The sequence below is a fragment of the Pradoshia sp. TA40_28 genome (genome assembly GCF_059694525.1).
In genome coordinates this window covers 1-16370 of record NZ_JCATZO010000014.1, presented here as the reverse complement: position 1 = coordinate 16370, position 16370 = coordinate 1, and the positions used below count along the sequence as shown (strand labels likewise).

General features: G+C 36.5%; 13 protein-coding genes. 12 read left to right on the top strand and 1 reads right to left on the bottom strand.

Going from position 1 to position 16370, the window contains the following annotated elements:
- The first annotated feature begins 36 nt into the window (after positions 1 to 36).
- From AC58NB_RS15405 to AC58NB_RS15370, 8 genes are all read left to right on the top strand, one after another.
- On the top strand, positions 37 to 840 hold the full coding sequence (locus tag AC58NB_RS15405) for a PTS mannose/fructose/sorbose transporter subunit IIC (RefSeq protein WP_497427736.1): 804 nt from the start codon (positions 37 to 39) through the stop codon (positions 838 to 840).
- An 18-nt stretch (positions 841 to 858) separates the two neighbouring features.
- Positions 859 to 1770, top strand: coding sequence for a PTS system mannose/fructose/sorbose family transporter subunit IID (locus tag AC58NB_RS15400; RefSeq protein ID WP_066108365.1), 912 nt, complete (start codon positions 859 to 861; stop codon positions 1768 to 1770).
- A 228-nt stretch (positions 1771 to 1998) separates the two neighbouring features.
- Positions 1999 to 3015, top strand: coding sequence for an oxidoreductase (locus AC58NB_RS15395; RefSeq protein WP_497427700.1), 1017 nt, complete (start codon positions 1999 to 2001; stop codon positions 3013 to 3015).
- A gap of 360 nt (positions 3016 to 3375) precedes the next feature.
- The gene (locus AC58NB_RS15390) at positions 3376 to 4368 is read left to right on the top strand and encodes a tRNA dihydrouridine synthase (RefSeq protein WP_497427699.1); all 993 of its coding nucleotides are present in this window, start codon (positions 3376 to 3378) and stop codon (positions 4366 to 4368) included.
- Between the two features lie 346 nt (positions 4369 to 4714).
- The gene (locus AC58NB_RS15385) at positions 4715 to 6376 is read left to right on the top strand and encodes a M4 family metallopeptidase (RefSeq protein ID WP_497427698.1); all 1662 of its coding nucleotides are present in this window, start codon (positions 4715 to 4717) and stop codon (positions 6374 to 6376) included.
- Positions 6357 to 6539, top strand: coding sequence for a hypothetical protein (locus tag AC58NB_RS15380; protein ID WP_497427697.1), 183 nt, complete (start codon positions 6357 to 6359; stop codon positions 6537 to 6539). Before AC58NB_RS15385 ends, AC58NB_RS15380 begins: the two co-directional genes overlap by 20 nt.
- A gap of 466 nt (positions 6540 to 7005) precedes the next feature.
- Positions 7006 to 8409, top strand: coding sequence for an MFS transporter (locus AC58NB_RS15375; protein ID WP_497427696.1), 1404 nt, complete (start codon positions 7006 to 7008; stop codon positions 8407 to 8409).
- Positions 8410 to 8529: 120 nt separating this feature from the next.
- Complete coding sequence (locus tag AC58NB_RS15370; RefSeq protein ID WP_497427695.1) at positions 8530 to 9225, top strand: GntR family transcriptional regulator; 696 nt, start codon at positions 8530 to 8532, stop codon at positions 9223 to 9225.
- Positions 9226 to 9639: 414 nt separating this feature from the next.
- On the opposite strand, the gene AC58NB_RS15365 is transcribed toward AC58NB_RS15370, so the two are convergent.
- Positions 9640 to 10494, bottom strand: coding sequence for a DegV family protein (locus AC58NB_RS15365; RefSeq protein ID WP_497427694.1), 855 nt, complete (start codon positions 10492 to 10494; stop codon positions 9640 to 9642).
- Positions 10495 to 10588: 94 nt separating this feature from the next.
- Between AC58NB_RS15365 and AC58NB_RS15360 the strand changes: the two genes are divergently transcribed.
- From AC58NB_RS15360 to AC58NB_RS15345, 4 genes are all read left to right on the top strand, one after another.
- The gene (locus tag AC58NB_RS15360; RefSeq protein ID WP_497427693.1) at positions 10589 to 11203 is read left to right on the top strand and encodes a TetR/AcrR family transcriptional regulator; all 615 of its coding nucleotides are present in this window, start codon (positions 10589 to 10591) and stop codon (positions 11201 to 11203) included.
- A 468-nt stretch (positions 11204 to 11671) separates the two neighbouring features.
- On the top strand, positions 11672 to 11974 hold the full coding sequence (locus tag AC58NB_RS15355) for a nucleotide pyrophosphohydrolase (RefSeq protein WP_497427692.1): 303 nt from the start codon (positions 11672 to 11674) through the stop codon (positions 11972 to 11974).
- A gap of 42 nt (positions 11975 to 12016) precedes the next feature.
- Positions 12017 to 13648: a DUF2075 domain-containing protein gene (locus tag AC58NB_RS15350; RefSeq protein ID WP_497427691.1), complete on the top strand. Its 1632-nt coding sequence runs from the start codon at positions 12017 to 12019 to the stop codon at positions 13646 to 13648.
- Between the two features lie 482 nt (positions 13649 to 14130).
- Positions 14131 to 16370, top strand: a 2240-nt coding sequence (locus AC58NB_RS15345) for a SpaA isopeptide-forming pilin-related protein (protein WP_497427690.1), incomplete at its 3' end; no start/stop codon positions are given.

Here is a 16370-nt window from a genome sequence, read left to right as displayed (position 1 = left end):
GATCACGAAAAAAAGGGAGGATAAATCATTATGGATTTGACTATTATTCAAATAATATTAGTCCTTTTCGTAGCATTCTTAGCCGGTGTAGAAGGAATTTTAGATGAATTCCACTTCCACCAGCCAATTATTGCATGTACGTTAATCGGCTTAGTTACAGGTGAACTTGTACCTTGTCTTATTTTAGGCGGTACGCTTCAAATGATCGCTTTAGGTTGGGCGAACATTGGAGCGGCCGTAGCACCGGATGCTGCGTTAGCATCAGTTGCATCTGCCATTATTTTAGTTTTAAGCGGACAAGGTCAAGAGGGAGTATCTTCTGCAATTGCAATTGCGGTTCCGCTTGCAGTTGCTGGTCTTTTATTAACAATTATCTGCCGTACGATTGCGACAGCATTTGTCCACTTTATGGATGCTGCAGCTGCAGAAGGAAATATAAGAGTAGTAGAATTTTGGCACCTCGCTGCAATCTGTATGCAAGGATTACGTATTGCAATCCCAGCTGGATTGATTTTAGCAGTTGGTGCAGGTCCGGTTCAAGGCTTACTTGAATCGATGCCAGATTGGTTAACGAACGGTTTAGCAATCGGCGGAGGAATGGTTGTTGCCGTTGGTTATGCAATGGTTATTAATATGATGGCTACAAAAGAAGTATGGCCATTCTTTGCAATTGGATTCGTATTAGCGACTGTTACAGAAATCACACTTATTGGTTTAGGTGCTATCGGTGTGGCACTAGCACTCATCTATTTAGCTCTTTCTAAACAAGGCGGTTCAGGTGGTAATGGCGGAAATGGTAATACAGGTGATCCAATAGGCGCTATTATTGATAATTACTAAGAAGGAGGAGGACAGAAAGTGGAAAAAGAATTGAGATTATCGAAAAAAGATCGTATTTCTGTTTGGTGGCGTTCAACTTTCATTCAAGGTTCTTGGAACTATGAACGAATGCAAAACGGTGGTTGGGCGTATGCAATGATTCCAGCTATTAAAAGATTATATAAAACAAAAGAAGACCGCTCTGCTGCACTAAAACGTCACTTAGAGTTCTTTAATACTCATCCATATGTAGCTTCACCTATACTTGGTGTAACTTTAGCGCTTGAAGAAGAACGTGCAAATGGAGCACCGGTTGACGATGTAGCTATTCAAGGTGTTAAAGTTGGTATGATGGGACCTTTAGCAGGTATTGGGGATCCAGTTTTCTGGTTCACGGTTAAGCCAATCCTTGGTGCATTAGCAGCTTCGCTAGCTATGACTGGTAATATTCTTGGACCGATTCTTTACTTCGTTTTATGGAATCTTATTCGTATGGGATTCACTTGGTATACACAGGAATTTGGTTATAAAGCAGGTTCTAAAATTACAGACGACTTATCTGGCGGATTGCTTCGAGACATTACTAAAGGTGCCTCGATACTCGGGATGTTTATCCTTGGTGCGTTAGTTAACCGTTGGGTATCTGTTAAGTTTACGCCAACTGTATCTTCCGTTCAGCTTGATGAAGGTGCTTATATCGATTGGGATAAGTTACCTGCAGGAGCAGAAGGAATTAAAACGGCACTTGAACAACAAGCTGCCGGTCTTTCATTAAGTGATGTTAAAGTAACAACTCTACAACAAAATTTAGATAGTTTAATCCCAGGCTTATCTGGATTACTATTAACACTGCTTTGCATGTGGCTGCTTAGAAAGAAAGTATCACCAATCGTCATGATTCTTGGATTGTTTGTCGTTGGTGTTGTCTTCCATGTATTAGGCATAATGTAATGAATTCATAACGATTGCTCAGGCTTTCAAATATCTGGTCAATAAAAAGAGAAGCACCTCCTGATGTGAGTCCATCATTTTCAGGAGGTGCTCTTCATATACACGCATAAAACTTACTGTTGACCTGTTACATCCATATCAAGGTAGAAATTGTTGTTCAGAATTCCATTACAGCAAGAAACAACAGCTTGATAGAAGATAGTAAATAATATAGTTTAGGAGGCTGCTATGCTTACTATTGGTTATATTGGAAATGGGAAAAGCACGAACAGATACCATTTACCGTTTGTACTGCAAAGAGAGAATATTAAGGTGAAAACAATCTATCAAAGGAATCCTAAACATGAAAGCTGGAATCGGATTCCAGGAGTCCATTATACATCTGAGTTAGATCAACTATTAAATGATAAAGATATACAACTCATTGTTGTTTGTACAAAACATGACAGTCATTATGAATACGCAAAATTGGTATTAGAACATAATAAACACTGTTTAGTTGAAAAGCCTTTTATGGAAACTTCCGAGCAGGCCAAAGAAATTTTTGCAATCGCGCGTGAGAAAGGATTAATTGTTCAGGCTTATCAAAACAGACGTTTTGATAGTGATTTTCTAACTGTTCAAAGGGTTATTGAAGAAGGGAAATTAGGAGACCTGCTGGAATTAGAAATGCATTTTGACTATTTCCGCCCCGAAGTACCAGAGTCTACTCATACTTTCAATCCTGCAATGTCATTTTTATATGGACATGCCTGTCATACACTGGATCAGGTCATCAGCTATTTCGGCAAACCGGATCATATTCACTATGATGTTAGGCAATTATTAGGGCAAGGAAGAATGAATGATTACTTTGATTTGGATTTATACTATGGTCAAGTGAAGGTTTCTGTAAAATCCAGTTATTTTAGAATTAAAGAAAGACCTAGCTTTATAGTCTATGGAAAAAACGGATGCTTTGTGAAAGCGACGAAAGATCGTCAGGAAGAACACTTAAAATTATTTTACATGCCTGATAACAAAGATTTTGGAGTAGATACACTGGAACATTATGGTGTACTGACATACGTTGACGAAGATGGTACATTCCACGAGGAAAAAGTGAAATCCATTAATGGCGATTATGGTCGAGTATATGATGAATTATATGAAGCTATCATAAATGGGAAAGATAAAACCATTACAGATGAACAAACACTGCTCCAAATGGAAATATTAGAAACTGGGATTAAAAATTTAAAGTAAAATAAAGAAATAATTATGTTTTGTGGACAATAAACATAATTAAACTTCTAAGCGGCTTTAGCTCTGTATGATAAAGAGCTAAGGCCGCTTTTCTATTACTTGGCATTAGAGGGGATGATAAATAGGTTTATTTTTATCTTTTTCTTATATAAATTCTTAAATAGGAGTTAAAAAGGAGGAGATACTATTTATAAGCGTTCCGTTGATTAATAACTAAGAAATAATCTACTTAGATAAATTTCTATAGTTTGATAAAAAGTGCTAAAGCATGCTATAAGTGTAAAAGAAGATTATTTCTGTTTAGTTTTGGGATAGATTTTTATCTGATATCCCCTTAATGAGAGGATTGAAATTAGAATTATGAAAGAAAATTTTTGGCGTGATCTACCACGACCTTTTTTTGTACTGGCACCAATGGAAGATGTGACGGATGTTGTTTTTCGCCATGTCGTGAGTGAAGCGGGGAGACCTGATGTGTTTTTTACAGAGTTTACAAATTCGGAAAGTTATTGTCATCCACAGGGAATAGAGAGTGTGCGGGGACGTTTAGCCTATACAGAGGATGAACAGCCTTTGGTAGCCCATATTTGGGGGGACAAGCCTGAAAACTTCCGAAAAATGAGTATTGGTATGGCAGAACTAGGTTTTAAAGGTATAGATATCAATATGGGATGTCCCGTACCCAATGTTGCTGGCCATGGGAAGGGAAGTGGACTGATCTGCCGTCCAGAAGTTGCAGCCGAATTAATACAAGCAGCCAAAGCAGGGGGATTGCCCGTAAGTGTGAAGACAAGGCTTGGTTTCACAGATATAGACGAATGGCGTGGTTGGCTGACACACATATTGAAACAAGATATCGCTAATCTTTCTATACATCTGCGTACCAGAGAGGAAATGAGTAAGGTTGATGCTCATTGGGAACTGATTCCAGAGATAAAGAAACTTCGAGACGAGGTTGCACCAGATACACTTCTAACGATCAATGGGGATATCCTTGATCGTGAAATGGGATTGAAACTGGCTCAACAATATGGTGTTGATGGGATTATGATTGGCCGCGGTATTTTTAAAAATCCATTTGCCTTTGAGCAGGAACCGAAAGACCATAGCAGTAAGGAATTGCTTGATCTCTTAAGATTGCATTTAGATCTCCATGATCACTATTCAGACGTAGTACCTCGCAAGTACACGCATCTTCATCGCTTTTTCAAGATCTATGTCCGTGGATTCCATGGGGCTGGAGATTTAAGAAATGAGTTAATGAATACGAAATCTGCTGATGAAGCACGTGCCATACTCGATAACTTTGAGAAGCTTAATGCTTTGGACGAAACAGTAGAAGTGTCCGAGTGAGAAAAGTAGTCATAAAATATTGAGAACCCATAGTTGGAGTTCATAATAAGTTTATTATGGTTAAAAATAATTTTAAATTTGTTTTATAGTAAAACAAATTGCAAGCCTATATGATAGTATGTTTGCCAAATATATGAGAATTCAAATCCTAAATAAACCCTTAGAACTGCATGGTTTTTGCAGTGTCTAAGGGTTTTTGTTTTAATGAGTCAATAGTTTTTCTATCCATACAATATAGGAGTAACTAACTATTTTCTAAAATATTTTAATAATTCAAATTATTCATGCTATTATTCCTCCCTCATCTTATAATGAATAAAATAGAGGTTAGTGGGAGGGAAAGGCATTGAAGAAAAAATTAATAGTACCTGTCATTCTATCGTCAGCTATATTAGTAGGTTCTATACCAATTGGTAGTGTTTTGGCACAACCTGTTAATTCAAAAGCAGTTAGCAAGGAATGGAATGAGAGGGCTAGCGTTCCACTGTTTGTGAAGGAAAAGGCCGCTGAAAAATACTCTTCTAGTACACCCTCCAATGCTTTGAATTATTTGAAGAATAGGCAAGCGAAGACTGGCATAAGCAATCCTGAGAAAAACTTGAAGGTGAAAGAAGTACAAAAAGATGAACTTGGCATGACTCACATCCGTTTTAATCAATCGGTAAATGGAGTAAATGTTGAAGGTTCCGACATTATTGTGCATTTTAATAAGGAACATGAAGTTGAATCTGTTAATGGAAGAATGAATCAGACACTCAGTGAGTCAAATGTGAGTACAGCTGTCTCCTTAAGTGTTGAAGGAGCAGTAAAAGCAGCCTTATCCTCTGTCAAAGCTCCTAAAGAGCTGACATATGATCCAATTACTGAACTGGTTGTCTATCCTTACAAAGGAGAAAATCATACAGCCTATAAAGTGAATGTTAACTTCATGGGTATGGAACCTGGAAACTGGTTTGTCTTTGTTGACGCAAAAACGGGTGAGATAATTGATCAGTATAATGCTCTCATGCATGCCGCTGAACCAAAAACACAAAAAGGGACAGGAATTGGTGTACATGGAGAACGCAGAGAATTACATATAACCCGCGTGAAAGAAAAGAATTCTGGTACTAAGTTCTCGTTAGCAGATTATGCTCATGCCAATTTGGATGGGATTGAAACATATGATGCTAAAAATGATAATACTTCCAGTAATGACACTCTTTACGTTGGAAATTCGGCTGCTTTTATCAAAGATTATGATCGAGCGGCTGTTGATGCGCATTATAATTCTGAAAAGGTGTATGAATATTTCCTAAATGAACATGATCGAAATTCCCTTGATGGAGAAGGAATGGCCATCATTTCTAAAGTTCACTATGGTACCAATTATAATAATGCTTCCTGGAATGGGCGTTGGATGACCTATGGTGATGGGGATGGGGAGTTTATGATTTCTCTGGCGGCCGGTCTGGATGTAGCAGCACATGAGATGACGCATGGGGTTATTACAAATTCAGCAAATTTGGTCTATCGAAACCAATCTGGAGCATTAAACGAATCGTTTGCGGACGTGTTTGGTGTACTTGTTGACGATGATGACTGGGAAATGGGGGAGGATATTATGGCCCCTGCTGCTAAAGCTGATGGAGTTACGGTATTACGCAGTCTAAGTAATCCAAACAGTGTGGTTGTCAGCAACGAACAAAGAAGGGAATACAGCACAAATGGGGGAGTTTATCCAGACCATATGGACGAGTTTTATCATATGCCGACTTCCGTTGATGGCGGTGGTGTTCATGTGAATTCTTCCATTACAAACCATGCTGCCTACCTGATTGGTCAAGAACTTGGAAGAGAAAAGCTTGGGAAAATCTACTATCGAGCTTTAACGGTATATTTAACCACTAATTCTGATTTTAGCGATGCGCGGAACGCGATTGTCCAATCTGCCGTTGATTTGTATGGGGAAGGCAGCGAGGAAGAGACAGCCGTTCATTCTGGTTTTGATGCGGTGGGAATTTATTAATGAAAAACGGGTAGATAAAGTAGTTCAAATGCTCGCTTCTGCAGACTATCTGTGGGAGCTTTTTTATTGCTTTCTTATTAATAATTTTTTGGCTGAAGTAAGGGTGTGGATGTTAAATGTTACTTATGAGTTGAGTGAAGAAAAGCGGGTGGAAAATGGATGATTATTTGAAGGAAAGGATCGAAAATATAATCGGTAATACACACAATTAAGATTCTCCATGAACAGGGTTGCACTTCTGAGTAAACAAGGTGGTTACCAGTATTTGAAGGTCTAACTAAAAAAGGATATTGATTTTCTTATTTAATATATATTCGAAAAGTGTAAAAAGTTAAAAAAAGAGGTTGGCATTTAATTATAAATATGCTAGCATACTAGTATGAATGATAATGGAAATGGTTTAGCGAAAGTTAATTTGTGAAGAGTTGAGCATAATCATGTGAAATGTTGAGCAATATTTAGTTATTATTGGTTTGCATGAAATTAGAACTTATATGTAGGGACTAAAAAGTACATGACTGGCTCAACTGATTTTAGAGACTTGATGAAATCGCTTACAAATTAGTATCCAAGTGGATAAATCAAGGTCCATTACATTTAAAACTATTAGATTGCTGGAGGAGAAGTAAATGAGTGAACCACAAGTAAAAACGATTTCAGATTTACAAGAATCAACTGTAACACATCGTCCTTTTGGTATGAGAGACAAAATCGGTTATTTAATGGGCGACTTTGGAAACGATTTCTTCTTTCTTTTAGTAAGTGCTTATTTAATGGTTTTCTACACAGATATATTTCATATTAGTGCAGCTACTGTAGGGGTATTGTTCATGGTGGCACGTCTGTGGGATGCTGTTGCTGATGTAACTTGGGGGCGTTTTATTGATACAAGGCCTGCAACTAAAAATGGTAAATTTAAACCTTGGATTTTTAGAATGTCTTTCCCTCTTGTTTTCTCAGGCGTTTTAATGTTTGTAACCATTCCAGGTATGAGTGATGGCTTTTATATGGCATGGGCATTTGTTACCTATATTGTTTGGGGAACATTATACAGTACAGTCAATATTCCGTATGGATCAATGGCATCTGTAATTACAGATAATCCAGAGGAACGTACAACTTTATCCACTTGGAGAACAGCTGGTGCAATGTCAGCAAGTTTAATCATTAACGCAATTGCTCCATTAATCGTGTTTGTAGATAACCAAATCGACGCGAATCGTATGTTTATGGCAGCATGTATTTTCGGTGTTCTATCAATTTGTTGTTATATGGCATGCTATAAGCTTTCAACTGAACGTATTACAGCACCGGAAGGAACAAAAGAAACAGGTAATATGAAAGCTACGATTAAAGGGTTAATGAAAAATAAACCATTACTTTGGATTTTAACCGCTTCACTATTACTCATGATGAACACAATGCTAATGGGTGCTGTTAACGTTTATTTGTTCAAGGACTATTTCACAAATGCAGCTGCACTAAGTCTCATGGGTGTTGTTCAAACAGCCGGAACATTTGTAGTAATGCCATTTGTAAAACCGTTGGTTGCAAAGTTCGGTAAGAAAGAAATCTCATCTGTAGGTATGTTAGTGGCAACTCTAGTATATTTAGTTTTATTCTTTATAAAAGATTTAAGTGCCATGCAGTTCATTGCCGTTGCTACATTAGGTATGATAGGGCTTGCCTTCTTTAATGTTGTCATTTGGGCATTCGTAACAGATGTTATCGATTACCATGAATTATTAACTGGTCTACGTGAAGATGGAACAGTCTATTCAATTTATTCGTTCGCTCGTAAAGTTGGCCAGGCCATTGCCGGTGGGATTGGAGGTTTTGCTATTGGTCTTGTTGGATACAATGCTGCCAATAGTGTACAAACTCAAGGCGCTCTTGATGGTATCCACATGTTAGCTACTTTAGTGCCAGCCATTGTCTTCGGGGTGATCTTCCTTATCTTGGTTTTCTTGTATCCGCTTAATAAGAAACGTACAGATGAAATGGCTATTGAATTGAATGCTAGAAGAAAGTAATAACCCTTTGGATAAATAATAATTAAAGAAGATAGCTAAGATTCATTTAGTTATCTTCTTTTCATATATTTGATAGCTAAGAAGTTTGTTATGCTCTGATTTCTTAAGGAGGGGCCACTCATGCTAGTTATGACACCAAGAGCAGCTGGAGAAAACACGAAAGAGTATTCATATCGCCTGGTCAAAAACGCCATTATGTCATTGCAACTACAACCTGGTCAATCAATTAGAGAAGCGGATTTAGCAGCATCTCTATCAATTTCAAGAACACCGATCAGAGAAGTAATGGCAAAATTGAAAGAAGAGAACTTAGTAGAAGTCTTACCACAAATAGGTACATATGTATCAAAGATTAATTTTCAATTAATTGAGGAAGCAGCATTTATGCGCTTTACGCTGGAAAAAGAAGTTTTGAAATTATCTTGTCGTACATTCTCACAGAAGAGTTTAAAAAAGTTGAAAAGAATCGTAGCTCAACAAGAAGAACTTATTTTTGAAAAAGAAGAAGTACAAGAATTTCATCAATTGGATAAACAATTTCACTTTTTGATTTTTAGAGAGAATAAGAAAGAGCACATATGGGAGGCGATTATGCGTCTAAGTACACATTATAATCGTATGAGATTACTTTCTGAAATGAACAATAGCTTTGAAGAGGCGATTAAACAACATCAAGACATTATCCAATTAATTGAAAATAAAGACATGGAATATGCTTCGCAGATTGCCTATCAACATATTATAGAACCAAAAAGAAAGTGGGAGCAATTTTTAGAGGAAGGTAGTCCATACTTACATTATTTTGATGTGCCATAAGAAAAGTGTCCAACGTATAAGGATACTTTTTTAGTTTATAGCCAACTATACTAAATGAATTAATGATGTCCGAGCCTTTGAATTAAGGATATTCTTTTATTTTGTTTTTTTACTGCTGGGAGCAGATCCAGAGTAGAAAACTTCTACATTAAAAAGAGACTGCAACTATATGTTGAAGTCTCTTTTTCGTCTCTTATTGGGGTAATAGTCTCAATGTCTGATCTTCATTAACTGGTTCATTGAGCTATTTTGGGCCATCTACGTTTTTTTCGTTCTAGCTGATTTTCTACATTCATATACATCGTAAGTATGTTCTCCTTATCGATAATGATCAAATATTCATACAAACCATCTTAGATTGGGAAAGTACTATAAAAGAAAGAACAGAAGGGAGATATCCCTTCTATCCCTAGTTTATTGTTTTATATAAGCAAGTCCTAGACACCCTGGACCGGTATGGCTGCCAATGGATGGGCCAATTTCGGTGATGAATACTTGCGCGAAGGATTGTTCTAATTCAAGATCTGCTTTTAAGGATAATGCGTGATCAAGATTATTAGAATGTAAAATACAAATCATTTCTCTCTCAACATTTGAAGCTAGGAATCTCTCTTTGATTTGCTTGGTTGCACCGGATGTTTTACGAGCTTTGCAGACAGATTCAATAACTCCATTATCTGTAACAGAAAGGATTGGCTTGATTCCGATTAGTCCACCAATTTTCGCTATAGCTGGATTAAGTCTGCCACCTCTGGCTAGGTATTGTAAGTCATTGACGTAAAATTCCACGTGGAAGGATTGTTTGTTTTCTTCCAGGTATTCGACAATCTGATCGTAGGAATACTTCTCATCTCTCATCATGCAAGCTTTGACCACTAACATACCCATAGCCATAGAGCCAGTTAAGGAATCGATTACGGTGATACGACTCTCTGGATAGGAATCTAGCAATTCCAAACTTGCCAATCTTATATTATTAAACGTACAGCTGAGGGCACTGGAAATAGATACGCAAATGATATCATTTCCTTTTTCTAATTCTTCTTTTAATACTTGTATGGCAGCTGAAGGAGAGCTGGCGCTTGTTTTGGCAACCTCACCATTTCCTAATCGATTATAAAACTCCGTAATTTCCATTTTCCGTTCGGAACCGTATTCTATTTGATCCTCAAATTGAAAATGAAGAGGGATTAATTTTATTCCGTATTTTTCGATTACCTCTGTAGGGATATCGCAACTTCCATCGGTAATAATTGATATATTTTTCATGAAAACCTCCAAGTTATTAAACACTGTGTTGTATAAAAGTTGTTATCATTGTATAATGTTGCCTCGTAAGCATCAATCATCAATTTTAATCAGAATGAAAGTTATTAAACAGAATAAGGAGATTTGTTTAAGAATAGGAGTCGAAATGGAAGATCGCAGAATAAGATATACCAAAAAAGTGATTAAAGACACATTTATCGAATTGTTAGAACAAAAACCAATCAATAAAATTACGGTAACAGAGCTATGTACACAGTGTGAAATCAACCGAGCTACCTTTTATCGGTACTATGAGGATGTTTATGATTTGATGGAGAAGCTAAAGAGTCAGTATGATGATGAACTGAAGGCAGCAATCTCTATTTCAAAGGATGACTATACGATTTCCGGATTTACAAGTGAAATTCTCGAGGTCATTCTAAGGAATAAGGAACTGAGCAGAATTCTCTTCAGCTTGAAGAACGGGAAAGATTTTTTGAATGATGTTTTAGACATTGCCCATCAGAAATGTATAGAAAAGTGGGAACGTCATGGGAAAAATGTACCTCAAGCACAGGTTGGATATATATCCACATTTATTTCTGCAGGGACGATAGGCATATTGAATGAGTGGATCCAGAATGATTTTAAGGAATCGCCATCTGAAATTGCCAATCTGATTGAAAATATCACTTATTATGGGCTGGCGAAAATTATTTATGGGGAATAAGTAAAGTAATAGTAGGTATTAAAGATCAGTTGAATAGGCTTCAAGCCGTGGAGTAGGTATCACCATACATTTGAAATCATAGGTAACGATTTTCTCCTCATGGAAAACTCCATGAGGTTTTTAATTCATTCTATCTAGCTCATATACTAACGCTAGTTGGTTTATCATCATGATATAGCTTTTATGATCAGATACAGTTTTATCTTGCTTAACTATACGACCATGGGACACTACTTGGATTTTTTCTAATAGCTAAAGGTATAGTCTAGAATCAAAAAAGGTTGTTAACTCAAATGGAAGACCTTTTATATCTTCATATTCTTCTACTTCAAATCGTAGTTTTATCCTCGAGCTCTCCTCAGGTTTTTGTCTTTTTCGCAGATCATAACATAGTTGATGTTCTTCTATTATATTCTAATAAAAATGGTAAAGTAGAGTATATCGAATAATAGTTGGGTGGTTTTAAAAATGGATAAAGTTAGGGAAAAGGTTTTAGAATTTAGAGATGAGCGAAATTGGAAACAATATCATAATGAAAAAGATTTAGCGATCTCAATCTCTTTGGAAGCGAATGAACTGCTGGAGAATTTCCAGTGGAAAGATAGCGAGGAGGCAGTGAGCAATTCGCTTGAGAATATTAAAGAAGAGATGGCAGATGTATTTATCTATCTTTTGCAGTTAGCGGATAAATTGGATATTGATTTAGAAGAGGAAGCACTCAAGAAGCTTAAGAAGAATGCTTTGAAATACCCTGCCCCGAGAAATAAATAATCTCGTATTCAGCATACTATCATGAGATAGGGAGGTTTCAGTTTGAGTACAGTAGCGATAGAAACAATGCCTTTTAACAAGGCATCAATCGATCGTTTGAATGGTTATTATATTGATTATCCTGTCGTGTATTTTTTGAATAATGAAACGACTGTCTATATAGGTGAAACGGTAGCAGTCAAGAATCGGATGAAGGACCATTTAAACAATCAAGAACGAAAATCGTTAAATAAAATGTCCTTGATTATACATGAAAAATTTAACCGGTCGGCTACATATAATATTGAGACGAAACTAATTAACTATTTTTTGGCAGATGAACGTTATAAGCTCCAGAATAAGAGTCAAACAGCTAAGAGCGTCATGCATAATTATTATCAAAAACAGTATTATGATGAACAAGTTTTTGATGAAATTTGGAATGAACTTTTGAAAAAGAAAATAGTTGATCATTCAAGGCAAACAATTGAAAATAAAGATATTTTTAAGTTATCCCCCTTTAAAGAAATGACAATGGAACAATTGGAACTGCAACAGGCAATTATTAAGGCCTGCAAGGAACATATCCATGATGAGGGTACGTTTGTTTTGCTTATAAAAGGAGAAGCTGGCGTTGGGAAGAGCGTTGTCTTAAGCTCGGTTTTCAATAAAATTCAAGAGCTTTCTAAGGAAAAAACCTCCGATTTATATAAAACTCAAAATTATTTACTCGTTAATCATTCTGAAATGTTGAAAACCTATAAGAAGATAGCTGGTAATGTTAAGGTGCTTTCTAAAAATAATTTTGATAAGCCAACATCCTTTATTAATAAGCGAAAGAAATTAGGGGAGAAGGCTGACATTGTGTTAGTGGATGAAGCCCATTTACTGCTAACAAAAGCAGACCGTTACAATAACTTCAATGAGGAAAATCAATTAGAAGAGATTATTAAACATAGTAAGATAGCAATCGTCGTCTACGATGATAAACAAGTCTTGAAGATGAAAAGCTACTGGGATGAACAGAAGCTTAACTCAATCATTAAAGACTGCCAACCAGAAAGTTTTGTCCTAACGAACCAATTTCGAATGCGTGCCTCTGATAATATGGTCAGATGGATTGATGATTTTGTCGAAAAGAAACTGACCCCCATGCCAATTGAAGACAGATATGATTTTCGTATTTTTGAATCGGCAGCCGATATGTATGAGGTTATACAAGAGCAAGATCGGAAATTTGGTTTGGCACGAATAGTGTCTACATTTGATTACACACATAAGAAAGATGGACAAACCTACTATGTAGAGGAAGATAACTTTAAACTTCCCTGGAATAATGATTATGGGAGTCATACCTGGGCAGAGGAAGCAGAAACAATAAGAGAAGTTGGATCAATTTATACCATACAGGGCTTTGATTTGAATTATGTGGGTGTAATTCTTGGACCCTCGATTGGCTATGATAAACAAACGGATCGACTAAAAATTATACCGGAAAACTATAAAGATACAGAAGCCTTCAGGGGGCGGAATGAATATAAAAACAGTGAAGAAATTATGGAAAAGATTATTTTAAACTCTCTTAACGTCTTGATGAAGAGAGGTATTCATGGCCTTTATATATATGCCCATGATCCTGGATTAAGGGCTAGGTTATTAGAGTTGGAAAGGGAAAGATTCCCTAGGGAAGATTAATGAATGTTCTACTATTATCTTGCAAGGGATTATACATTCAAGCTCTTTTTCATGATTACTTATGTAAATCTTCTTTTATAAGAAACACAGACTTCCCGAACCCATATTGTACAGTATTTAAAAAGAGTAATGCTTCTAAAAATGCCCTGATAAAAGTTTTGGTTTGTTATTGTACAAAATCATCAATAATAAATTATTTGTAACAGAATATATAAAATCTATTATGATTATTTTTCTAAGGCAGTGGTCCTCCATAGGATACTGCTTTTTTGTTTTGTGTGAGGGATTAAATCCTTTTCTATTCTAATTTGAAACCAATTCTGATTATATATTTAAATAATTTTCTGATTTATTTATCTTTGATAGTTTGACTTTTAATGCGATTATTAATTAATATTTTAGTATATTGATATAATTAAGAAAATTAATTAACTAATTTTCTTAAAGCAATAAAAAATATAGCTGGTAAAGGAGAATGTAGAATGAGGAAGTTACTAATCTATTCAATTATTTTATCTTTTTTCATTTCCTGGCTACCTATTTCCACAAAGCAAACGGAAGCAGCGAATTGGGGGGATTTAGGAATTGCTAAAGACTTCAATATTTTTGTTTTCAATAACCATACACACCAAAGCTCTGACTCAGAAGGAAGAGTAGCGGTGGGGAATGAAGCACATTATACTAATTATACTATAGGAAGTAGTTTGCAATTATCAACGTCGACAGAACGGTATGATTTAATTGTAGGTAAAAAGTTAACGGCCATAGGCGGTACAAATCAAAAGGGAAATACAGCTATTGGTACAAAAGGTGTTGTTGGACAATATACAATGACGAATGTTAATGGAGTAGAAGGAAACCCATTTACAGCAGATGTTATTGATTTTAATGCAGTTTATAATGATTTGAAGTATAAATCTAAGAAATGGTCACAGTTAACAGCGAATGGATATGTTGAAAAGATAGGGTCAAAGCTTGTTTTAACAGGACAGGATCCTAAATTAAATATTTTCAATTTAACAACGGAACAATTATCTCATGGTAACTTATGGGGTTTGGATTTGGTAGTACCAAATTCTTCAATTATATTAATTAATGTAGATGGAAGTAGTTTGACAATGGGGGATTATGGCATTACTTTGAATGGTAGTGATCCTTCTTATAGTACTGGAAGTAGGATATTATGGAACTTCCCAAATTTAACAGAATTACATCTTCAAGGGTTCTCGATGATAGGAGCAATATTAGCACCAGATGCGGTATTTACACCAACGGGAAGCGGTAATATTAATGGGAACTTAATTGTAAAAGATTACAACAGTGCATCAGGTAGTGGCTTTGAATTACATAATTATCTATTCAACGCTACACTTCCATTGGAGGATGAGATCACAAATACTGGTTCCCTTGAGGTTATAAAAGAAGATGCAGATACGCAAGATAGATTAGCGGGAGCAGAGTTTACCCTCTATCAAGATGGAAAAGTAATCAAAACAGGCACAACAAATGAAGAAGGAATCGTGAAGTTTGAGAACCTGCCATTTGGTACGTATGAACTAAAAGAAACAAAAGCCCCAGAGGGCTATGAGATTAATCCCGAAGTGAAAAGCATTACAATCGGAGAGGGAGAACAACAGCACGTCCAAGTTACGTTTAAGGACAAAGCCATAATCCCAGAAGTGAAGACAGGCTCCCTTGAGGTTATAAAAGAAGATACAGATACGCAAGATAGATTAGCAGGAGCGGAGTTTACCCTCTACCAAGATGGAAAAGTAATCAACACAGGTACGACAAACGAAGAAGGAATCGTGAAGTTTGAGAACCTGCCATTTGGTACGTATGAATTAAAAGAAACAAAAGCCCCAGAGGGCTATGAGATTAATCCCGAAGTGAAAAGCATTACAATCGGAGAGGGAGACCAGCAGCACGTTCAAGTTACGTTTAAAGACAAAGCCATAATCCCAGAAGTGAAGACAGGCTCCCTTGAGGTTATAAAAGAAGATGCAGATACGCAAGATAGATTAGCGGGAGCAGAACTTACCCTCTATCAAGATGGAAAAGTAATTAAAACAGGCACAACAAACGAAGAAGGAATCGTGAAGTTTGAGAACCTGCCATTTGGTACGTATGAATTAAAAGAAACAAAAGCCCCAGAGGGCTATGAGATTAATCCCGAAGTGAAACGCATTACAATCGGAGAAGGAGACCAGCAGCACGTCCAAGTTACGTTTAAGGACAAAGCCATAATCCCAGAAGTGAAGACAGGCTCCCTTGAGGTTATAAAAGAAGATACAGATACGCAAGATAGATTAGCAGGAGCGGAGTTTACCCTCTACCAAGATGGAAAAGTAATCAACACAGGTACGACAAACGAAGAAGGAATCGTGAAGTTTGAGAACCTGCCATTTGGTACGTATGAACTAAAAGAAACAAAAGCCCCAGAGGGCTATGAGATTAATCCCGAAGTGAAGATCATTACAATCGGAGAGGGAGACCAGCAGCACGTTCAAGTTACGTTTAAAGACAAAGCCATAATCCCAGAAGTGAAGACAGGCTCCCTTGAGGTTATAAAAGAAGATGCAGATACGCAAGATAGATTAGCGGGAGCAGAATTTACCCTCTATCAAGATGGAAAAGTAATCAAAACAGGTACGACAAACGAAGAAGGAATCGTGAAGTTTGAGAACCTGCCATTTGGTACGTATGAACTAAAAGAAACAAA